This window comes from Microbacterium sp., assembly GCF_031179285.1.
In the GTDB taxonomy this organism is placed as follows: Bacteria; Actinomycetota; Actinomycetes; order Actinomycetales; family Microbacteriaceae; genus Microbacterium.
On sequence record NZ_JAPSHY010000004.1, the window covers coordinates 82568 to 103716 of the forward strand.

The window sequence follows — 21149 nt, forward strand, 5'->3', positions numbered from 1 at the left end:
CCTCACCTTCCGCAGACGAGCCGATGTCAGCCCACGCCATCCAGACCAAGTGGCAGAAGTACTGGGCAGACAACGACACGTTCCGCACAGGGAGCAGCGACGACACACGCCCGCGCAAGTACGTGCTCGGGATGTTCCCGTACCCGTCCGGCGACATGCACATGGGGCACGCCGAGAACTACGCCTACGTCGACATCGTGGCGCGCTTCTGGAGGCACCGCGGGCACAACGTGCTCAACCCGATCGGGTGGGACTCCTTCGGCTTGCCGGCCGAGAACGCGGCGATCAAGCGAGGAGCCGATCCGCGGGAGTGGACGTACGCGAACATCGCTCAGCAGAAGCAGAGCCTCAAGGAGTTCGGCACCTCGTACGACTGGTCGAGGGTGCTGCACACCTCCGACCCGGAGTACTACCGCTGGAACCAGTGGCTGTTCCTGAAGCTCTACGAGCGCGGACTGGCCTACCGCAAGAAGAGCCCGGTGAACTGGTGCCCGAACGACCAGACCGTGCTCGCCAACGAGCAGGTCATCGACGGCCGCTGCGAACGATGCGGCGCCGAGGTCGTGAAGAAGAAGCTCACCCAGTGGTACTTCAAGATCACCGACTACGCCGACCGCCTGCTGGACGACCTGAACCAGCTGGAAGGCTTCTGGCCGCACAAGGTGCTGCAGATGCAGCGCAACTGGATCGGCCGATCCGTCGGCGCCGACGTCGACTTCCGCATCGAGGGACGTGACGAGCCCGTCACGGTCTTCTCCACCCGCCCGGACACCCTGCACGGCGCGACGTTCTTCGTCGTGGCACCCGATTCGGACCTCGCCGCCGAGCTCGCCGCCGATGCACCGGCCGAGGTGCGCCAGCGGTTCCCGGACTACCTGACGCAGGTGCAGAAGGAGTCCGACATCGACCGGCAGGCCACCGATCGCCCGAAGACCGGCGTCTTCCTCGAGCGCTACGCGGTCAATCCGGTCAACGGCGAACGACTTCCGATCTGGGCAGCCGACTACGTGCTCGCCGACTACGGACACGGCGCGGTCATGGCGGTACCCGCACACGATCAGCGCGACCTCGATTTCGCGCGCGCCTTCGACCTGCCGGTGAAGGTCGTCGTCGACACCACCGCTCCGATCACCGGAGCCATGCCGGTCATCGAGGTCGACGAGGACGGCGTGCCGATCGACACTGGTGCGGCCCTCGAGGAGCAGCACCCCTCCAGCACCGGGATCGCCCTGACCGGCGACGGTCGGCTCATCAACTCGGGAGCGCTCAACGGTCTCTCCAAGCGCAACGCCATCGCTCGGGCGATCGAGCAGCTGGAGGCGGCCGGCACCGGCCGCGCGGCGAAGAACTACCGCCTGCGCGACTGGCTGATCTCCCGCCAGCGGTTCTGGGGCACCCCGATCCCCATGCTGCACACCGAGGACGGCGGCATCGTCCCCGTTCCCGAGGACCAGCTGCCCGTGCGGCTCCCCGGGGTCGAGGGACTCGACCTGTCTCCGAAGGGCTCGTCGCCCCTGGGTGCGGCCGAATCCTGGGTCCGCACCGTCGACCCGAAGACGGGCGATCCGGTGCTCCGCGACCCCGACACCATGGACACGTTCGTCGACAGCTCCTGGTACTTCCTGCGGTTCCTCTCGCCCGGCAGCGACCAGGTCGCCTTCGACCCTGCGGAAGCCGACCGGTGGGCTCCCGTCGATTCCTACATCGGTGGCGTCGAGCATGCCATCCTCCACCTGCTGTATGCGCGGTTCATCACCAAGGTGCTCTTCGACATGGGGCTCATCGACTTCACCGAGCCCTTCACCACCCTGATCAACCAGGGCATGGTGCTGCTCGACGGCTCGAAGATGTCGAAGAGCAAGGGGAACCTCGTCGAGTTCGCCGCCAGCATGCAGGACCCGGGTGCCGACGTGGTTCGCGTGGCGATCGCCTTCGCCGGGCCGGTCGAAGACGACATCCACTGGGAGGACGTCTCCACCGCTGGTGCGCAGAAGTTCCTGGCACGCGCATGGCGCGTGGCGCGGGACGTGACGAGCGACCCGGATGTGATCTGGGCGCAGGGCGATCAGGCGCTGCGGCGGATCACGCACCGACTGCTGGCGGATGCCCCGGGATTGGTGGAGCAGACCAAGCTCAACGTCGTCATCGCTCGCCTCATGGAACTGGTCAACGCGATCAGGAAGACCATCGACACCGGTGCCGGCCCTGCCGACCCTGCCGTCCGTGAGGCGGCGGAAGTCACTGCGATGATCCTCGATCTGTTCGCCCCGCATACCGCCGAGGAGATGTGGGAGATGCTGGGTCACGAGCCCTCGGTGGGCCTGGTGACGTGGCGTTCAGCCGACCCGGCGCTCCTCGTCGAAGACACGGTGACGGCGGTCGTGCAGGTGGGTGGCAAGGTGCGGGCGCAGCTCGAGGTCCCTGCCCGGATCGGCGAGGCGGAGCTCGAAGCGCTCGCTCGCGCCGATGAGCGCGTGATCCGGTCGATCGGCGACAGGGAGATCATGCGGGTCATCGTGCGTGCACCGAAGATCGTGAGCTTCGCGGTCAAGGGCTGAGCTCGGGCGCCGCGTCCGGAGTGCCAGCCGATCCGGTCTGCACAGGAACGCGGCGCCACTCCCTCTCCACGGATCGTGGCATACGCCGCCGGGCCGACGGATGCGGAGTCCTAGCGTGGTCGGGTGACAGCGAGTGAACCCGCATCCGACGGACGGTCGCGCCGGCGGCTGAGCATCGGCGCGGCGATCGTGCTCGCGCTGGTCGTGCTCTCGGTCGCGGTGGGAATGGGCATCCTCCGCGGTCAGGCACCGCCGGCGCAGTCACTGCCGATGGACGACGACAAGGGCGGCGCGTCGGCTGTCCCTGACGGTGAACTGTATGTGCACGTGCTCGGTGAGGTGCACGAACCCGGGCTGTACGTCCTCCACCTCGACGCGCGGCTGATCGACGCGCTGGCCGCGGCCGGTGGCACGACCGATGCCGCGGATCTGCAGGCCGTGAATCTCGCTCGGGTCGTGACCGACGGCGAGCAGATCATCGTGCCGCCCGTGGGTGGCGCGGGCGTCCGGCCCGGCGCCCCGCCGCTGCCTCAGGCAGACGCCCGGATCGATCTGAACACCGCCGATCAGGCCGCGCTCGAGACGCTGCCACGTATCGGGCCCGCACTCGCCGAGCGGATCATCGCCTGGCGCGAGGAGAACGGCCGCTTCACCTCCGTCGACGATCTGCTCGCGGTCCCTGGCATCGGCGAGAAGATGCTCGCCGGGCTTCGTGACGGGGTGCGGGTGTGAGGCGACGCGAGCTGCGGCTGGTGCCGTTGGTGGTGACGGTGTGGTCGGCCGCGCTGCTCTGCGTGCTCGCCCCGGCCGTGGCCTGGGGGTGCGCCGCAGCGTGCGCCGCGCTGTCCGGCGTGGCGCTGTGGGTGCTGCTCGGACGGCGGCGGGCGAGGCCGGATGGGCGCGGCGCGCTCGCGCTGCTGCTGTTCGCGACGGCCGGTTCGATGGCCGCAGGCGTCGCCCTCGCTCAGCCGCCGCGCGACAGTGTCGCCCTCCACGACGGTCGGGTGGTCGAGGTGCTCGCCGAGGTCAGCTCATCCTCATCCGTCGGGAAGGACGGCCGGCTCTGGTTCGACGTGCAGACGACTCACGCGGGGCCCCCGGGAAGGGCGACGCCGGTCTCGGTGTCGATGCGCGTCGGTGTGGAACCCGATGACGGGTTCGACCTCGGCGCGCAGTTGCGAGTGGTCGGCGAAGCAGAAGCGACGGATGCCGGCGAGCGGGCGGCGCTCATCATCTTCACGAACCGGGCCGAGATCCTTCGACCCGCGTCGGGAGCGTTCGGCGTGGCGGCACGCGTCAGACACGACTTCGTGGAGCGTTCGCTACGCCTCCCCGAGCCCGGGGCGGGGCTCCTCCCGGGTCTCGCGGTCGGCGATACCCGCGCGGTGACGCCGGAGCTGAACGACGACATGCGCACGAGCGGTCTGAGTCACCTCACCGCCGTCAGCGGAGCGAACTGCGCGATCGTCGTCGGAGCCGCGTTCTGGGTGACCGCGCTCTGTGGCGGTGGCCGCACGCTCCGCGTAGTGCTGTCACTCACCGCACTCGCGTCGTTCGTGGTGCTGGTCACGCCGGAGCCCAGCGTCGTGCGTGCCGGAGTGATGGCAGCTGTCGCGATGCTCGCCGTCATGCTCGGTCGCCCGAGCGCGGGGATCGGAGTGCTCTCGCTCAGTGTCACGGCGATCCTCCTCGCAGACCCGTGGCTGGCGGCGACCCCCGGCTTCGCGCTGTCGGCAGCCGCCTCGGCGGCCCTCGTCGTGCTCGCACGCCCGCTGGCCGCGGGGCTCGGTCGATGGATGCCGGAGGCCTTGGCACTGGCGATCGCGGTACCTCTGTCTGCCCAGCTCGTCTGCGGGCCGATCATCGCGCTCTTCGCCGAGCAGCAGTCGATCATCGGCATCGCGGCCAACCTTCTCGCGGCCCCCGCCGCGCCGCTGGCCACGGTCATCGGGCTGCTCGCATGCCTGGCGGCGCCGATTCCCGTGCTGGCGGATCTGCTGGTGGCGTCCGCGTGGTTGCCTTCGGCATGGATCGCCTCGACAGCGGGCACGACCGCCCAGCTGCCTGTTGCGCAACTGCTGGTCGTTCCGGGAATCGGAAGCGCACTGCTTGTAGCGGTGCTGAGCGGTGCGCTCGCGCTCGTGGCGCTTCGACCTTCACAGATCCCCGCGCGTCTCCGCATCGCCAGGGTCGGCGCGGCCGGCGTCGTGATCATCAGCGTGTCGCTCGGGGGAGCGCATCTCATTCTCGCGGGTCCTCTGGCCACCGCCACCACTCCCGCCGGCTGGGCGATCGCCGCGTGCGACGTGGGTCAGGGCGACGCCCTGGTGGTCCGCTCGAAAGGCTCGATCGCACTCATCGACACCGGGCCGGAGCCGGCACCGCTGGAGAAGTGCCTGCGGTCGCTCGGCGTCGATCGCGTCGACCTACTCGTGCTGACGCACTTCGACCTGGATCACGTCGGCGGCGTGAAGGCGGTGATGGGTCGGGTGGACACGGTGATGCATGGGCCGGCGGCGGAGCCGGAGGATGAGCGCATGCTGGCCGACCTTACTGCGGCCGGGGCCGCGCTCGTCGAGGCGTCGGCGGGCATGCGCGGCGACCTGGGCGCAGCATCGTGGCGTGTGCTGTGGCCCAGGATGAACTCGGCCGCGTTTCCCGCGGGAAACGATGCGAGTGTCGTGATCGACATCGGCGGGGGAGAAGTGCCGCGCTCGGTGTTCCTCGGTGATCTCTCGGCACTCCCGCAGCGCATGCTTCTGGGCAGCGGGGCACTGCGCGGGCCTTACCCCGTCGTCAAGGTGGCGCACCACGGCAGTGCCGATCAGGACGCGGGTCTGTACGAGGTACTCGCCCCCTCGGCGGCGCTGTTCAGCGCCGGCGCCGACAACGACTACGGGCATCCGCGACAGGAGACGCTCGACGTCCTCGCGGCCGCAGGCGCGCACGTGCTGCGCACGGACACGCAGGGTCTGATCCTCGTCGGGGTGCGCGACGGACGGCTCGAGGTGTGGACCGAGCGCGCGGTGGACGAGGAACCGGCTTCGGGGTCGGGCGTCGGCGACCCCGGGTAGGCTGGCTGCATGGCCGCTGCGCGTACCCCGTCGAGAGCAGGCACGAAGGCGACGAAGGTCCCGCAGGTATCGTGGCGTGAGCCTCGCCCGGCCCCGCTGGTCCTGGTTTCCGGCCCCGAAGAGATCTGCGCCGAGAGGGCGATCGCCGGAGTGCGAGACTACCTTCGCGCCGAAGATCCTGCGCTCGAGGTCAGTGACATCCGCGCCGACGACTACGCTCCCGGTTCGCTGCTGGCGCTGACCTCCCCGTCGCTCTTCGGCGAACCCCGCCTCGTGCGGGTGGCCGGCGTCGAGAAATGCTCTGACGCCTTCCTGCAGGAGGCGGTGTCCTACCTCGATCAGCCGCAGGAGGGCGCGACGGTCATTCTCCGCCACACCGGCGCGACGGTGCGCGGCAAGAAGCTGCTCGATGCGTTGCGCGCCGGCACCGGCGGTGGCATCGAGATCGCCTGCCCCGCCATCAAGCGTGACAGCGACCGGGTCGATTTCGCCGCGGGAGAGTTCCGCACGGCGAAGAAGCGGATCGCTCCCACGGCTCTTCGCGCCCTCGTCTCGGCGTTCGCGGACGACCTCACGGAACTTGCGGCCGCCTGCCAGCAGCTCATCGGCGACGTGGAGGGCGACATCACCGAAGAGGTGGTCACCAAGTACTACGGCGGCCGAGTCGAGGTGTCGGCTTTCGTGGTGGCCGACACTGCCATCGCAGGTCGCTACGGTGAGGCCCTCGTCGCGCTGCGGCATGCGCTCTCGTCTGGTGCTGACCCGGTGCCGATGGTCGCGGCGTTCGCCATGAAGCTGCGCACCATGGCGCGCGTGGCCGGCAACCGCGAAGCCAGTCGTCAGCTGGCGCAGCGCCTGGGCATGAAGGACTGGCAGGTCGATCGCGCACGTCGCGACCTCGCCGGCTGGAACGAGCGGTCGCTCGGCATGGCGATCCAGGCGACCGCTCGCGCGGACGCCGAGGTCAAGGGCGCGGCGCGCGACCCGATCTTCGCCCTCGAGCGCATGGTGACGGTGATCGCCACCCGTCAGCCGTTCGGCGAGTGAGCCGGCCTGAACGCGAAGAAGCCCGCCCCGGAAGGGGCGGGCTTCTTCACGCGGATGCGGCTCAGAGAGCGGCGACCTGCTTGGCGATGGCCGACTTGCGGTTCGCCGCCTGGTTCTTGTGCAGCACGCCCTTGCTGACGGCCTTGTCGAGCTTGCGCGAAGCGGCCTTCAGGGCGGCCTCGGCGGCAGCCTTGTCGCCACCGGCGACAGCGGTGCGGGTGGAGCGGATGAGCGTCTTCAGCTCGCTCTTGACGGCCTTGTTGCGCTCGTGAGCCTTCTCGTTGGTCTTGTTGCGCTTGATCTGCGACTTGATGTTTGCCACGTGTGGACGCTTTCTGTACAGGTGTGTGATGGAGTGCCGGCGGCAGAAGAGGGCTGCTGCGCGGCGATCGTGAGGGAAGAACCCACACGCAAGCCAAGAGTCGAGTCTATCAGTAGTCGGGCTCCGGTCGCGAAATGGCGCCCTCCGACTCCCGGGTCACGATCGACGCCACCGCCAGGTCCAGCACAGCATTGAAGATGCCGGGCCGCATCGCGGTGACCAGATGCGTCGTCCGCGGGACGACGATGAGCTCGGCATGAGGGGTGAGGCGCAGGAACTGCGCCTCGTTCACGCGCAGCTGATCCCACTGACCGTTCACGTACCACAGCGGAACCCCTATCCGCGTCAGGGACGCGGTGAGGTCGAGAGAGACGAGGCTGCTGAGGGCGGCATCCTGCGCATCGTACGCATAGCCTCCCGCGCCGAAGTGCTCCCGCGTCTCGACCGGCAAGGTGGCGGCAAGGACACGCTTCGTCAGCCAGGACCCACGCCCGGGAAGGGCATTCATCGCACTGGCCAGCAGACGATAGGTGCGAAGGGCGGCACCGCGGGGGAATGCGGTACATGACGCCGCGACGACTCCGGCGACCGGCGGGGGCTCTTCACTTCCCGCGACGGAAAGTGCGAGCAGACCGCCCATCGAGTGACCGACCAGCAGCACCGGACCGTCGACGGCAGCGGTGCGGACAGCGCGATCGACGGCAGCGAGGGCCTTCTCGATCGCGAAGGGATCGCCGAGAGTCGCACCGTGACCGGGAAGATCGATCGCCACCGACCGGATGCCGCGCTCTTCGAGATGGGCCTCCTGCGAGAGCCACATCGTCCGGGATGTGCGGATGCCGTGCACGAAGACGACCTGGACGTTCACAGCAGCCAGCATAGAGAAAGCGGGGCCGGTGGACGAACCACCGACCCCGCTCCGGGACACTCAGACCTGCTCAGTGCCCGATGGGATCACTTCTCGTAGCCCACGTTCTCCACCGGCGTGATGCCGAAGAGGTCGAGACCCACGTAGGGCTCGGGCGTGAGGTTGGCGAGACCCTCCTTGACGGTCCAGATCTCCGGGCCGTTGAACGCGGGGATGACACCCCAGGTCTCGGCGAAGATCTCGGCCTCGAGCTTCATCGCGGCCTTGGTCTGCTCCTCCGGGTCGGAGATCGTCTCGATCTCCTCGTGGATCCGCTTGTCGATCTCCTCGGTGCCGGTACCCGACAGGTTCAGACCGCTGTCCGAGCAGTACAGCTGGCAGAACCAGGCGGCACCGAACGGGTCGGAGGACGTGAAGTTGAGGAAGAACAGATCCCAGTTCTTCGTCGTGTAGTCCTCGGCGAAGTCAGCGGACGGGCGCTGGTCCACCTGCACCTCGACGCCGATCTCCTTCAGCTGAGCCTGCACCGCGACGGTACGCGCACGGGCCGTCTCGGTGTCGCTGTGGTTCGGGAAGACGATCGACAGGCGAACGCCGTCCTTCTCGCGGATGCCGTCGTCGCCGGCGACCCAGCCCGCGTCATCGAGGATCTTGTTCGCACCCTCGGTGTCGCCGTCCTTGCGGCCTGCCTCTTCCAGAGCGTTGAAGTAGTCAGGCTGGAACGAGAACAGCGTGAGGGACCCTGCGGGCTCCTCGGTGTAGTTCAGGCCGTTGAAGGCGATCTCCTTGACCTGCTCGAGGTTGATCGCGGTCATGATGGCCTCGCGAACCTCGAGGTCTGCCAGGGCAGGAGTCTCGGAGTTCAGCGTGAACAGCGCGTTGGCGGTTGCCTGGCCGCTGTACGTCTCGACGCCCTCGAGGTCCTCGACCTGTGCGAGCAGCTCGGCGCTGCCGGTCTCGGCCATGTCGACCTCGTCGTTGCGCAGGGCGTTGACGGCCGCGGTCGGCTCCATCTGGATGAAGGTGACCTTGTCGAGGAGCGGCTCTTCGCCCCACCACTTGTCGTTCGGGACGAGGTTGACCACGCCACCGGTCTTGTCGTACGACTCGACCGTGTAGGGGCCAGCAGCCCACTCCGGGTGCCAGTCGCCGAGGAAGGCGGTGTTGAAGAGCTCGGCGGTGTTCACCGCGGGGTGGAGCAGCTGCGAGAAGACCATCTCGGGCCAGGCGAACTCGCCCTTGAACGTCACGATGACGTCGCGCTCGTTCTCGCCGGCCTCGACCGACTCGATTTCCTTCCAGCCGTCGGTGGCGTTGGGCAGGTACGCCTCGTCCTCGCCGCTGTTGGCCTTCCAGGTGTTCTCGAACGCGGTCACGTCGATCGGCGTGCCGTCGTTCCAGACTGCCTTCTCGTTGACCTTGAAGTGCAGGACGGTCTTGCCGTCCTCGATGCCGAAGCTGTAGTCGTCGAGGTACGCCGGGTTCGGTTTGATCGTGCCGTCCGGGTCCATCAGCAGCACCTGCGGGCGGAACCAGGTTCCGATCTGCGTGATGCGGGCGTCGCCGTCGCTGTGGAAGTAGTTGGTCTGCTCCGCGATGTTCGGGACGGGGATGCGCAGCTCGCCGCCCTGCTGAAGGTTCTCGCGCGGCTGGGGGTTGTAGTCAGCTCCGGTGACGGTCTTGGGGGCTTCGCCCTCGCCGCCTTCGCCGCCGCCGTTACCGTTGCCCGCTGCGCAACCGCTCATGGCGAGTGCGAGGGTGCCGCCGAGAGCGACGATCCCCATCAGCTTCTGATGCCGTTTCATGGTACTCCTTAGTGCCTGTCGGCCTTACTTGGGATAGGGGCAGAATAGCTCTGCCCCGCACGCGCGCATCGCATGGGCACCGAACCGTTATCGGACTGTGCACATGCCGCGCGCGTCAGCCCGCGATATCCAGCGCGTCGAAACCTTCGACGGGGAGGATGATGCGCTGACGTGTGCGCTCGATGTCAGGATCCGGGATGGGGATCGCCGAGAGCAGTGCCTTGGTGTAGGGATGCTGCGGATCATCGAACACCTGATCCACGTCTCCATGTTCGACGAACTCCCCCTTGTACATCACCGCGACGCGGTCTGCGATGTGACGCACGACGGCGAGATCGTGAGCCACGAAGAGGTACGACAGCCCCAGCTTCGCTTTCAGCTCGTCGAGCAGATTTATGACGCCGGCCTGGATCGACACGTCGAGCGCGGAGACCGGTTCATCCAGCACGACCACCTTCGGGTTGGTCGAGAGCGCGCGGGCGATGCCGATGCGCTGCCGCTGACCACCCGAGAACGCGGTCGGGAAACGATCGCTGTGGGCGGGATCGAGACCCACGAGTCCCATGAGCTCTTCGACGCGGTCCTGGACCTCGTCTTTGCCCATCCCGATCGCGAACATCGGCTCGGCGATGATGTCCCACACGGTCATACGCGGATCCAGCGCACCCATCGGGTCCTGGAACACGATCTGCAGGTTGCGGCGCAGCTCCCGCTCCTCGGAGCGGTTGCGGATGTCCTTGACGCTCTTGCCGGCGATGCGGATGTCACCGTCCTCCTGCTCGACGAGATCCATGATCTGCAGGAGCGTGGTGGTCTTGCCGCTGCCGGACTCGCCGACGATGGCGAGCGTCTCACCCTCGCGCACATCGAAGCTGATTCCCTTGACCGCGCGCACCTCGCCGACCTTGCGCTTGAGGAAAGCGCCCTTCAGCAGCGGGAAGGTCTTCGAGAGGTTGACGGCCTCGAGGGTGATCGGGCGCTGTTCGCGGGGGAGGGCGGCCAGCGGGCTCTCCGGGATGACGGGCAGCGGGAAGACGGGCAGGCCACCCAGAACGCCGCCGTCCTCGATCTCGTGCGCGCGGATGCACGCGGCGGTGTGCGGCTCACCGCCCGGGGTCGGTACCGGGAGGAGTTCGGGCTCGCCCTGCAGGCACGCATCGATCGCGATCGGGCAGCGGTTGGCGAACGGGCACGCGTCGGGGAGATTGATGAGCAGCGGCGGGTTGCCCTTGATGGGGATCAGGGGCACCTTCTCGGTCTTGTCGACGCGGGGGATGGCGCCCAGGAGCCCGATCGAGTACGGCATCCGCGTGTGGTAAAAGGTCTCTCTCACGGGGGCGTGCTCGACCGGCTTGCCCGCGTACATCACCAGCACGTCGTCGGCCGTCTTGGCGACGACCCCCATGTCGTGGGTGATCATCATCATCGCGGCGCCGGTCTCCTCCTGCGCCTTGTCCATCAGATCGAGGATCTGCGCCTGGATCGTGACGTCGAGCGCCGTGGTCGGCTCGTCGGCGATGATCAGCTTCGGGTTGTTGGCCATCGCGATGGCGATGACCACGCGCTGGCGCATGCCGCCGGAGAATTCGTGGGGGAACGCCTTCATCCGCCGCTCGGCCTCGGGGATGCCGACGAGCTTCAACAGCTCGACCGAGCGCTCCCACGCCTCGCGCTTGGAGAGGCGGCGGTGCACGGTGAGAGCCTCGATCAGCTGATCTCCGATGGTGAACACCGGCGTCAAAGACGTGAGCGGATCCTGGAAGACCATCGCCATGCCGTTGCCGCGGATTGTCGACAGCTGCTTGTCGGACTTGCCGAGAAGCTCCTGCCCGTCGAAGACGATCGACCCGGTGACCTTGGCGTTGTCATCGAGCAGGCCCATGATGGCGAGCGACGTGACGGACTTCCCCGAGCCGGACTCGCCGACGATGCCGAGGGTCTTGCCGGCTTCGAGATCGAACGAGACGCCGCGGACGGCGTCGACGCGCCCGGCCTCGGAGGGGAAGGTGACCGTGAGGTCGCGGACGGAAAGGACAGTACTCATGCGCGACCTCCAGCCGCCGAAGTCGGATCGAGGGCGTCGCGCAGTCCGTCGGCGATGAGTGCCATCGAGACGGTGAGCATCGTCAGAGCCGCCGCCGGGAAGTAGAACAACCAGGGTGCGCTCGCGAGCGTGCTCGAGCCGTAGCCGATGAGCGCGCCGAGCGAGACGTCGGGCAGCTTCACGCCGAAGCCGAGGAACGACAGGGCGGTCTCGGTGAGCACCGCGGAGACGACGCCGAGGGTGAAGTTGATCACCAGCAGCGATCCGATGTTCGGCAGCATGTGCCGCAGCACGATCCGGAAGCCGGAGATGCCCGCGTAGCGGGCCGCATGGATGTACTCGCGCTCCCGGAGCGACAGCGACAGCGTCCAGATGATGCGGGCGGGCATGAACCAGCCGACCACGAAGATCATCACCAGCGAGATGACGAGCCAGTTGCCGCCGACGTCGTTCGAGATCATCGCGAGGATGAGGAAGTTCGGCACCACCATCATGAAGTGGATGACGATCAGCATGATGCGCTCGTAGGGCCCACGGAAGAACGCGGCGGTCGCGCCGACGATCGCGGAGACCACCGTGGTGCCGAGCGCGACGAGCAGGGCGATCATCATCGAGCGCTGCAGGCCGACGGCCACCTGGGCGAAGTTGTCGTTGCCCGATCCGTTCGTGCCGAACCAGTGCTCGGCCGACGGGCCTTTGCGCAGCGCCAGGAAGTCGAGGTCGGTGTGGCTGTACTGCGCGACCAGCGGGCCGATGATCGCGAACAGCACGAGGGCGGCGAGGACGACGAGCCCGACGACCGCTCCGCGGTTGCGCATGAACCGGCGGCTGTAAAGCGTCCACTTCGACGTGCGTTTGCGCCGTGTCGGTGGGGTCGATTCCTTGCCCAGTTCGGGGGTCATCCCCAGCATCTCGACGGACATCAGCTCACCCGCACTCTCGGATCGAGGATCACCACGGCGATGTCGGCGAGGATCGCGCCGATTGCCGTCATCAGGGCGCCGAACGCCGCGATCGCGACGGTGCCGTGGATGTCGTTGTTGTTGAGGGCGTTCAGGAAGTACTTGCCCATGCCGTTCCAGTTGAAGATGGTCTCCGTCAGCACCGCGCCGGTGAACACCAGCGGAATCGTGAACGCGACCTGCGTGGTGACCGGGATCAGCGAGGTGCGAAGGGCGTGCTTGCGGATCGCCTGCTGCTTCGTGAGGCCCTTGGCGCGAGCCGTGCGCACGTAGTCGGCCTTGATGTTGTCGAGCAGCAGTGAGCGCTGCAGGAAGTGGATGCCGGCGTAACCGGTGAGCACGAGCGCGAGTGTCGGCAGCGTCACATGCTGCAGCACGTCGACGAGGACCGGGAAGAAGCCCTCGACCCCCTGACTGGCGGAACCGGTGACATAGAACACCCGGACGCCGACGAGGTTGTTGAAGCCGATCGCGAGCAGCACGATCGCGAGGCCGGCGACCACCACCGGGATGTTCATGGTGATGATCGACGTCGCCTGACCGATGCGGTCGGCGAGCTTGTACTGCCGTGATGCGGTGTAGACACCGAGCGCGATGCCGAGGACGGTCGTGAGGATCGTCGCGCCCAGAACCAGCTCCGCGCTGACCCAGATCCGGTACGCGACCTGCTCGTTCACGAAGTCACCCGTCGGCCCGCGCCCCCAGTCCCACCGGAACAGGATGGCGGAGAACCAGTTCCACCAGCGCTCGAGGAGCGGAACGCTCTCGCTGAGGTTGCGCGGCTCGAGAAGAGCGGCGATCTCCTCGGCGGTCTTCGGCGGCCGGCGCCCGACGTAGTTGTTCTCAGGATCGAGATACAGCCAGGCGAGGAAGTAGGTGATGTTCGTCGCGACGACGATCATCAGCACCCACCCCGCGATGCGGCGCAACAGATACTTGATCAAGGTGATGATTCTTTCTCTTCTACAGACGCGCCCGGGATCTGCCGACGCAACGCTGGGTCGGATGCAATTCAAGCACCATCCGCGGATTCATGCGAAGTGGCGCCCGGTTCCGCGCTGTGACTGAGTCGTGACGACTGCGGGATTCAGTGTCAGTGTTCGGTCCGGTGCAACCTCGGGAGACTATCACCGGTTCGAGCGAATCGAGGATTAGCCTCCCCTGACCGTAGAATCGTGGGGACATGTCCCCACGCGCTCACACTCCGCTGCAGCCTGCCGCGACCCCGGCCCCGCAGATCCGCAATTTCTGCATCATCGCCCACATCGATCACGGCAAGTCGACGCTGGCCGACCGCATGCTGCAGATCACGGGCGTGGTCTCCGACCGCGACATGCGGGCGCAGTACCTGGACCGCATGGACATCGAGCGCGAACGCGGCATCACCATCAAGAGCCAGGCCGTTCGGATGCCGTGGGAGCTCGACGGGCAGACCTTCGCGCTCAACATGATCGACACTCCCGGCCACGTCGACTTCACCTACGAGGTCTCCCGCTCTCTCGCGGCTTGCGAAGGCGCCATCCTTCTCGTCGACGCAGCTCAAGGGATCGAGGCCCAGACGCTCGCGAACCTCTACCTCGCGCTGGAGAACGACCTCCACATCATCCCGGTGCTCAACAAGATCGACCTGCCGGCCGCCGACCCGGATAAGTACGCGAAGGAACTCGCCTCACTCATCGGGGGCCGGCCGGAGGACGTACTGCGCGTGTCCGGCAAGACCGGAGTCGGCGTCGAGGAGCTGCTCGATCGCCTCGTGCAGCAGATCCCGGCGCCGAGCGGCGATCCGCAAGCGCCGGCCCGCGCGATGATCTTCGACTCCGTCTACGACGCCTACCGCGGCGTCGTCACCTACGTCCGCATGATCGACGGCTCCCTGGAGCCGCGCGAGCGGATCCAGATGATGTCGACGCGCGCGACGCACGACCTCCTAGAGATCGGCGTGTCGAGCCCCGAGCCGGTCCCGTCGAAGGGCCTCGGCGTCGGCGAGGTCGGTTACCTCATCACCGGTGTGAAGGATGTGCGCCTGTCGAAGGTCGGCGACACCGTGACGACGGCCCGGAAGCCGGCATCCGATGCTCTTCCCGGGTACACCGATCCGAAGCCGATGGTCTACTCCGGGCTGTACCCGATCGACGGCAGCGACTACGGCGAACTGCGCGAGGCGCTCGACAAGCTGAAGCTCTCGGATGCGTCCCTGGTGTACGAGCCCGAGACATCAGTGGCGCTCGGCTTCGGGTTCCGATGCGGATTCCTGGGGCTGCTCCACCTCGAGATCATCACGGAGCGTCTGGCGCGCGAGTTCGATCTCGATCTCATCACCACCGCTCCGAGCGTGATCTACGAGGTGACCACCGACACCGGTGAGAAGGTCATGGTCACGAACCCGAGCGAGTACCCCGACGGGCGGGTCGCCACTGTCGCCGAGCCCATGGTGAAGGCGGCGATCCTGCTGCCCAAGGACTACGTGGGCACGGTCATGGAGCTCTGCCAATCGCGGCGCGGGACGCTCCTGGGCATGGAGTACTTCTCCGAGGAGCGCGTCGAACTGCGCTACAACATCCCTCTCGGCGAGATCGTGTTCGACTTCTTCGATCAGCTCAAGTCGAAGACGCAGGGGTATGCGTCGCTCGATTACGAACCGTCCGGGCAGCAGGACGCTGACCTCGTGAAGGTCGACATCCTCCTGCAGGGCGACAAGGTCGATGCGTTCAGCTCGATCGTGCACCGCGACAAGGCCTATGCGTACGGCACGCTGATGGCGGAGCGCCTGCGCAAGCTCATCCCTCGTCAGCAGTTCGAGGTGCCCATCCAGGCGGCGATCGGCGCGCGGATCATCGCCCGCGAGACCATCCGCGCCATCCGCAAGGACGTGCTCGCCAAGTGCTACGGCGGCGACATCACCCGAAAGCGCAAGCTCCTCGAGAAGCAGAAGGAGGGTAAGAAGCGCATGAAGATGGTCGGACGGGTCGAAGTCCCGCAGGAAGCGTTCATCGCCGCGCTCTCCGGTGACGTCGAGGGCAAGGACAAGAAGTAGCTCACGGCCGGATGCCGGCATCCGGCGGCGCGTGGGGGTGATCGCCCAGGCAACGCGAAGTAGGCTGGAACGCATGCGGCGCGGGACATTCCGAGACGACACGGTTGACTATGCGGCCGTGGGTGCGACCCACGCGCCCGATCTGATGCAGTACCCGCCGGAGCGCAGCATCCCGGCGGAGGAATCGTGGCGGATCGGCAGCGGTGCCGAACGCTTCCAGTCCGCCGGTGAGGCGCTGCTGTCATGGACGGCGCAACGCGCAGCGGGTCTCGGCATCGAGGACGTCCGTCCAGCCCCCGGGCCCGCCTACGCCGGTGTCAGTTTCGACGCTGAAGGAAACCCGATCGCGCCGAGCAAGCGCGATGTGGAGCAGCGGTTCGACGCCGAGGGCACCCCGTTCGTCGGTCCGGGCATGACCCTGCGACTGCGTGGACGGGTGGCGGGGATGCGTGCCGATGCGGAGCTCCGGGTGATCTCGGTGACCGAAGAAGCCCGCCGGATCGGGTTCGTGCTCGGCACCGTCGGCGGTTCCGTCGTCAGCGGCGAGGAGTCCTTCGATGTCGACTGGCGTGAGGGAAACGACGAGGTCTGGTTCACGGTGCGCGCATTCGACGCTCCCAACGCGCTCGCCTATCGCATGCTGCCACCGCTGGTGAAGCGTCGGCGCCGCGAGCTGTTCGCCCGCTACCTCCGGGCGATCTCCCCGCTGTACGCGACCCCCGTCTGATGGCGCGCACTCTCTGATGGGCGCGTCCCTCCCTCTCGGTGACCCCGCCCCCATCGATGGCCGGCTGCCGGCCGATCTGCCCATCGACAGGGCGGTGCCCTTCTCGGCCTACCTTCACATCCCGTTCTGCCGCGTGCGCTGCGGCTATTGCGACTTCAACACCTACACCTCGGGCGAGCTTCGCGGGGCGCGCCAGGAGGACTACGCCGCCACGCTGACGGGCGAGATCGATCTCGCGCGAAAGGTGCTCGGTGACGCGGGAGCGCTCCGCCCGATGGACACCGTCTTCTTCGGCGGCGGCACCCCGACACTGCTTCCCCCCGGGGACCTCGCACGGATGCTGGGGGAGGCGGTCGCCGCCTTCGGCCTGGCCGACGGCGCGGAGGTCACGGTGGAGGCCAACCCGGACACGGTGACACCCGAGGTCGCTCAGACCCTCGCGGCCGCTGGGGTGACGCGGTTGTCGATCGGGATGCAGTCCGCGGTGCCGCACGTGCTGGCGGCTCTCGACCGCACGCATCAGCCGGAGAACGTGCCCACCGCGGTCGCCGCGGCGAAGGATGCGGGGCTTGCCGTCAGCGTGGACCTCATCTACGGCGCCCCGGGGGAGACCCTCGATGACTGGGGCAGATCGCTCGATGCGGCGCTCGAACTCGAGTCGGACCACATCTCGGCCTACGCACTGATCATCGAGGACGGCACCAAACTCGCCCGTCAGATCCGTCGCGGAGAGGTTCCCACCCCGGACGACGACGTGCAGGCCGACATGTACGAGCTCGCCGATGAGCGTCTCGCCGCCGGCGGCTTCGACTGGTACGAGGTGAGCAACTGGGCGCGCCGGCCCGAACTGCGCTCCCGGCATAACCTCGCGTACTGGAGGGGGAGTGACTGGTGGGGCTTCGGCCCCGGCGCTCACAGCCACGTCGCGGGGCTCCGGTGGTGGAACGTGAAGCACCCTGCGGCGTACGCACAGCGGCTCGCGGCCTTCACATCACCGGCCGCCGGCACCGAGCGTCCGGGCGAGAGCGCGCGGATGCTGGAGCGGATCCTCCTCGAGAGCCGGCTCGCCGAGGGGTTCGCGGTGGCGGACCTGCCGCCTCAGAACCGCGCGAAGGTCGCCGGTCTCATCGCCGACGGTCTCGTGGACGCCGCGTCCGCGCTGCGCGGACGTGTCCGGCTGACGCTGCGGGGGCGGCTCCTCGCTGATGCCGTCGTGCGCGAGCTGACCGACTGACGGCTCGAACGAGCGCGATCTCAGGCGCCGAGGGGTAGAATTGGCACTCGGATCATTCGAGTGCCAGCGCACGTACGGACAGCGGGAGGGAAGGCGATGGTCACAGAACGAGGGCTGCAGGTCCTTCGCGCGATCGTGCAGGACTACGTCGAGACCCATGAACCGGTCGGCAGCAGGACGATCGTCGACCGCTACTCCTTCGGCGTCTCAGCGGCGACCATCCGCAATGACATGGCGCAGCTCGAGGACGAGGAGCTCATCGCGGCGCCGCACACCTCGTCGGGTCGGGTTCCCACCGACAAGGGGTACCGCGTCTTCGTCGACCACCTGGCCCAGTTGCGCCCGCTCTCCGTCGCGCAGCGCACCGCGATCGAGTCCTTCCTCGCCGCTCCCGCCGACCTCGACGACCTGATGGCGCGCACTGTGCGCGTGCTCACGCAGCTCACCGGCCAGGTCGCGCTCGCGCAGTACCCGTCGTTCGCGCGCGCTCACCTGACGCACCTCGAACTCGTCGCACTGGCACCGAACCGGCTCCTCGTGGTGCTCGTCACCGATGCAGGTGGCGTCTCGCAGCGAATCGCGCAGCTTCCCGTCGATGTCGATGAGGCCGACCTGGCGGTGCTCCGTGCGCGGCTGTCGGCACTGATCACCGGGCGGGCGGTCAGCGATGCGGCCGAGCGCCTGCAGACATTGCTCTCCGGTGCGGACGCGAACCCGCGGGATGCGGCCCTGCACACGCTCGCCGGGATCGTCGTCGACGAGCTGGGCGAGTTCCGGCAGGAGAAGCTCGTGATGGCGGGGGCCGCGACTCTCGCCCGCCGCGAACAGGACTTCCGCGGAAGCATCCACCCTCTCCTCGAGGCGATCGAGGAGCAGGTGACGCTGCTGCGCCTCATGAGCGAGATGGTGACGGACGAGCACGGCCTCGCCGCGAGCATCGGCACCGAGAACGCTCCTTTCGGGCTCGGCGAGGCGTCGATCGTCGCGAGCAACTACGCGGCTCCCAGCGGAACCGCGAGGGTCGGCGTGATGGGGCCGACCCGCATGGACTATCCGAGCAATCTCGCAGCAGCGCGGGCGGTCGCCCGCTACCTGTCGCGACTGCTCGATGAGGACGAGGCGAGTCGCTGAGCGGCTCCCCGATGAACGCGCACATGCGGAAAGGTGATTGTGGCGGACCACTATGACGTTCTCGGGGTGTCCCGTGACGCTTCGACGGACGAGATCAAGAAGGCCTATCGACGGCTTGCGCGGCAGCTCCACCCGGATGTGAACCCAGGCGAAGATGCGGCCGAGCGCTTCAAGCTCGTCACGCACGCCTATGACGTGCTCAGCGACGATGAGTCGCGCCGACGTTACGACATGGGCGGCGGAGACGGCGCGGGTGGGGACTTCGGCGGCTTCGGAGGATTCGGCGACATCTTCGAGACGTTCTTCGGCGCGGCCCAGGGTGGCGGACGCGGAGCGCGGCCGCGCTCGCGCCGGGAGCGCGGCCAGGATGCACTGGTCAGGGTGAACCTCGAGCTCGGCGACGTCGTCTTCGGCGCTCACCGCGACATCGAGGTCGACACCGCGGTGCTCTGCGAGACCTGCCATGGCTCCTGCTGCCAGGAGGGCACCTCACCCGTCACCTGCGACATCTGCGGGGGATCGGGTCACGTGCAGCGTCAGGTGCGCAGCCTCCTCGGGAATGTGGTCACGTCCCAGCCCTGCGGAAGCTGCGAGGGCTACGGCACCACCATCCCGTACCCGTGCCCCACCTGCGGCGGGCAGGGACGCGTGCGCTCGCGCCGCACTGTCTCGCTCGACATCCCGTCGGGAGTCGAGACCGGGCTCCGCCTTCAGCTCCCGGGCTCCGGCGAGGTCGGCAAGGCAGGCGGTCCCAACGGCGACCTGTACGTCGAGGTGCATGTGGCCCCGCACCCGGCCTTCAGCCGGGAGGGCGATGACCTCCTCGCAACGCTCGAGGTCGCGATGACCGACGCGATCCTGGGCACGGAGACCGCCATCGAGGGCCTCGACGGACCGGTGGAGCTCGAGATCCGTCCCGGCGTGCAGTCCGGTGACGTGCTGACCATCAAGGGCCGCGGCATCACCCCGCTGCGAGGCACCCAGCGCGGCGACCTCCGGGTCGGTGTGCAGGTGGTGACCCCCACCAGGCTCGACTCCGCTCAGCGAGCATTGATCGAGGACTTCGCGAAGAAGTCGAAGGCACCCGGTCCGCAGCTCGCGCAGTTCCAGCAGGGGCTCTTCTCGAAGCTGCGCGACCGCTTCCGCGGACACTGAGTCATGCCGCTGCACTTCATCGTCGAGTCCGCCTCCGGTGCCGTCGCGGGCGATGTCGTCTCGCTCACGGGCGCCGAGGCGAAGCATGCCGCCGTGGTTCGCCGGTTGCGCGTCGGTGAGCAGGTCACCCTCGGTGACGGCGCCGGAGTGTGGCTTTCGGGAACCGTGCACGATGTCTCCGCGACCCGGGTCGATGTGCGCATCGACGATCGGTCCGTCCTCGACGCACCGGGCGCCCGCATCGTCCTGGTGCAGGCTCTCGCCAAGGGGGACAGGGACGAACTCGCTGTCCAGGCCGCGTGCGAGCTCGGCGTCGACGCGATCGTGCCATGGCAGGCAGCCCGCAGCATCTCGCGCTGGGAGGGCGCGAAGGCGATCAAGGGCAGGGAACGCTGGACGTCGATCGTACGCGAAGCGGCCAAGCAGGCTCACCGTCCGTGGGTACCGGAGGTCACCGCTCCCGAGTCGACGAGTCAGCTCGCCGAGCGCGCGTCCACCCAGCGAGTGCTGGTCTTGGATCCCACAGCCGACGTGAGGCTGTCGGACATCACCCCCGATGACAGGGACATCCTGCTGGTGGTCGGGCCTGAGGGAGGCATTGCGGATGACGAGCTGCGGCGGCTGACGGATGCCGGTGCCGAGCGTGTGTTGCTCGGCGACACGGTGCTGCGCACCTCGACGGCCGGTCCCGCCGCCATCGCGGTCCTGTCGGTGGCGCTGGGACGATGGTGACCAGCGCAGCCCCGGGCTCAGTCTGCAAGGCGCCGACTAGACTGAGGCCATGACGGAACGCTCGATCTTCACGCGCATCCTGGACGGGGACATCCCCGGTGAGATCCTCGCCGAGACTGACCGCCTCTTCGCCCTTCGCGACATCGCCCCGCAGGCTCCGGTGCACCTGCTCGTCATCCCCAAGACATCCGAATTCCGCGACGTGACCGAGCTTGCAGCCGGTGACCCCGCACTCCTTTCCGAGCTCATCGCCTTCGCGACCCGGCTCGCGCAGGAGCACACGGACGACGGCGACTTCCGCCTCGTCTTCAACACCGGCGCCAACGCCGGACAGACCGTCTTCCACGTCCATGCGCATGTGCTGGCCGGTGGCCTGAATGAGAAGAGCGTCGGTGCCTGACGAGAACACACCCGCGGAGCGGAGCCCGAACGTGAACACGCCCGAGTCCGTGGAGA

The 21149-nt window shown here is 67.9% G+C and carries 17 protein-coding genes; 11 read left to right on the plus strand and 6 right to left on the minus strand.

Annotation, left to right across the window (positions count from 1 at the left end; all coding sequences use genetic code 11):
- Positions 1-23: 23 nt before the first annotated feature.
- The 4 genes from leuS (at position 24) to holA (ending at position 6679) form a co-directional block, all read left to right on the plus strand.
- Entirely contained in the window at positions 24-2558 is a 2535-nt protein-coding gene (leuS, locus tag RIN18_RS03810; RefSeq protein ID WP_309102620.1) for a leucine--tRNA ligase, read from the plus strand.
- A gap of 123 nt (positions 2559-2681) precedes the next feature.
- Complete coding sequence (locus RIN18_RS03815) at positions 2682-3290, plus strand: ComEA family DNA-binding protein (RefSeq protein WP_309102621.1); 609 nt, start codon at positions 2682-2684, stop codon at positions 3288-3290.
- Complete coding sequence (locus tag RIN18_RS03820; RefSeq protein WP_309102622.1) at positions 3287-5632, plus strand: ComEC/Rec2 family competence protein; 2346 nt, start codon at positions 3287-3289, stop codon at positions 5630-5632. The genes RIN18_RS03815 and RIN18_RS03820 overlap by 4 nt, the downstream gene beginning before the upstream one ends.
- A gap of 9 nt (positions 5633-5641) precedes the next feature.
- Positions 5642-6679: a DNA polymerase III subunit delta gene (holA, locus tag RIN18_RS03825; protein ID WP_309102623.1), complete on the plus strand. Its 1038-nt coding sequence runs from the start codon at positions 5642-5644 to the stop codon at positions 6677-6679.
- 61 nt (positions 6680-6740) lie between these two features.
- Here the strand turns inward: holA and rpsT are convergent, their stop codons facing one another.
- The 6 genes from rpsT to RIN18_RS03855 form a co-directional block, all read right to left on the minus strand.
- A complete protein-coding gene (rpsT, locus tag RIN18_RS03830) occupies positions 6741-7001 on the minus strand; it encodes a 30S ribosomal protein S20 (protein WP_309102624.1) in 261 nt (86 codons plus the stop codon).
- Positions 7002-7110: 109 nt separating this feature from the next.
- On the minus strand, positions 7111-7869 hold the full coding sequence (locus tag RIN18_RS03835) for an alpha/beta hydrolase (protein WP_309102625.1): 759 nt from the start codon (positions 7867-7869) through the stop codon (positions 7111-7113).
- 86 nt (positions 7870-7955) lie between these two features.
- Positions 7956-9674 carry an ABC transporter family substrate-binding protein gene (locus RIN18_RS03840; RefSeq protein WP_309102626.1) on the minus strand — a complete coding sequence of 573 codons (1719 nt, stop codon included), beginning with the start codon at positions 9672-9674 and terminating at the stop codon, positions 7956-7958.
- 115 nt (positions 9675-9789) lie between these two features.
- Positions 9790-11718: an ABC transporter ATP-binding protein gene (locus RIN18_RS03845; protein WP_309102627.1), complete on the minus strand. Its 1929-nt coding sequence runs from the start codon at positions 11716-11718 to the stop codon at positions 9790-9792.
- Positions 11715-12641, minus strand: coding sequence for an ABC transporter permease (locus RIN18_RS03850; protein ID WP_309102628.1), 927 nt, complete (start codon positions 12639-12641; stop codon positions 11715-11717). The genes RIN18_RS03845 and RIN18_RS03850 overlap by 4 nt, the downstream gene beginning before the upstream one ends.
- Entirely contained in the window at positions 12641-13624 is a 984-nt protein-coding gene (locus RIN18_RS03855) for an ABC transporter permease (RefSeq protein ID WP_309102629.1), read from the minus strand. The genes RIN18_RS03850 and RIN18_RS03855 overlap by 1 nt, the downstream gene beginning before the upstream one ends.
- Positions 13625-13863: 239 nt before the next feature.
- Here RIN18_RS03855 and lepA point away from each other — a divergent pair, with 239 nt between their 5' ends.
- The 7 genes from lepA (at position 13864) to RIN18_RS03890 (ending at position 21093) form a co-directional block, all read left to right on the plus strand.
- Positions 13864-15714, plus strand: a complete 1851-nt coding sequence (lepA, locus tag RIN18_RS03860) for a translation elongation factor 4 (RefSeq protein WP_309102630.1) — start codon at positions 13864-13866, stop codon at positions 15712-15714.
- Between the two features lie 73 nt (positions 15715-15787).
- Entirely contained in the window at positions 15788-16441 is a 654-nt protein-coding gene (locus tag RIN18_RS03865) for a DUF1990 family protein (protein WP_309102631.1), read from the plus strand.
- 16 nt (positions 16442-16457) lie between these two features.
- A complete protein-coding gene (hemW, locus tag RIN18_RS03870) occupies positions 16458-17675 on the plus strand; it encodes a radical SAM family heme chaperone HemW (protein ID WP_309102632.1) in 1218 nt (405 codons plus the stop codon).
- Positions 17676-17771: 96 nt separating this feature from the next.
- The gene (gene hrcA / locus RIN18_RS03875) at positions 17772-18806 is read left to right on the plus strand and encodes a heat-inducible transcriptional repressor HrcA (RefSeq protein WP_309102633.1); all 1035 of its coding nucleotides are present in this window, start codon (positions 17772-17774) and stop codon (positions 18804-18806) included.
- Between the two features lie 39 nt (positions 18807-18845).
- Positions 18846-19961, plus strand: a complete 1116-nt coding sequence (gene dnaJ / locus RIN18_RS03880) for a molecular chaperone DnaJ (protein ID WP_309102634.1) — start codon at positions 18846-18848, stop codon at positions 19959-19961.
- Between the two features lie 3 nt (positions 19962-19964).
- The gene (locus RIN18_RS03885; RefSeq protein ID WP_309102635.1) at positions 19965-20693 is read left to right on the plus strand and encodes a 16S rRNA (uracil(1498)-N(3))-methyltransferase; all 729 of its coding nucleotides are present in this window, start codon (positions 19965-19967) and stop codon (positions 20691-20693) included.
- Between the two features lie 49 nt (positions 20694-20742).
- Positions 20743-21093: an HIT domain-containing protein gene (locus RIN18_RS03890; RefSeq protein WP_309102636.1), complete on the plus strand. Its 351-nt coding sequence runs from the start codon at positions 20743-20745 to the stop codon at positions 21091-21093.
- The last annotated feature ends 56 nt before the right edge of the window (positions 21094-21149 follow it).

Excerpts from the sequence above, each read along its gene's own strand:
- leuS (WP_309102620.1), top strand. The coding sequence starts at position 24 with ATGTCAGCCCACGCCATCCAGACCAAGTGGCAGAAGTACTGGGCAGAC.
- holA (WP_309102623.1), top strand. The coding sequence starts at position 5,642 with ATGGCCGCTGCGCGTACCCCGTCGAGAGCAGGCACGAAGGCGACGAAG.
- RIN18_RS03840 (WP_309102626.1), bottom strand. The coding sequence starts at position 9,674 with ATGAAACGGCATCAGAAGCTGATGGGGATCGTCGCTCTCGGCGGCACC.
- RIN18_RS03845 (WP_309102627.1), bottom strand. The coding sequence starts at position 11,718 with ATGAGTACTGTCCTTTCCGTCCGCGACCTCACGGTCACCTTCCCCTCC.
- RIN18_RS03850 (WP_309102628.1), bottom strand. The coding sequence starts at position 12,641 with ATGTCCGTCGAGATGCTGGGGATGACCCCCGAACTGGGCAAGGAATCG.
- lepA (WP_309102630.1), top strand. The coding sequence starts at position 13,864 with ATGTCCCCACGCGCTCACACTCCGCTGCAGCCTGCCGCGACCCCGGCC.
- RIN18_RS03865 (WP_309102631.1), top strand. The coding sequence starts at position 15,788 with ATGCGGCGCGGGACATTCCGAGACGACACGGTTGACTATGCGGCCGTG.
- hemW (WP_309102632.1), top strand. The coding sequence starts at position 16,458 with ATGGGCGCGTCCCTCCCTCTCGGTGACCCCGCCCCCATCGATGGCCGG.
- hrcA (WP_309102633.1), top strand. The coding sequence starts at position 17,772 with ATGGTCACAGAACGAGGGCTGCAGGTCCTTCGCGCGATCGTGCAGGAC.
- RIN18_RS03885 (WP_309102635.1), top strand. The coding sequence starts at position 19,965 with ATGCCGCTGCACTTCATCGTCGAGTCCGCCTCCGGTGCCGTCGCGGGC.
- RIN18_RS03890 (WP_309102636.1), top strand. The coding sequence starts at position 20,743 with ATGACGGAACGCTCGATCTTCACGCGCATCCTGGACGGGGACATCCCC.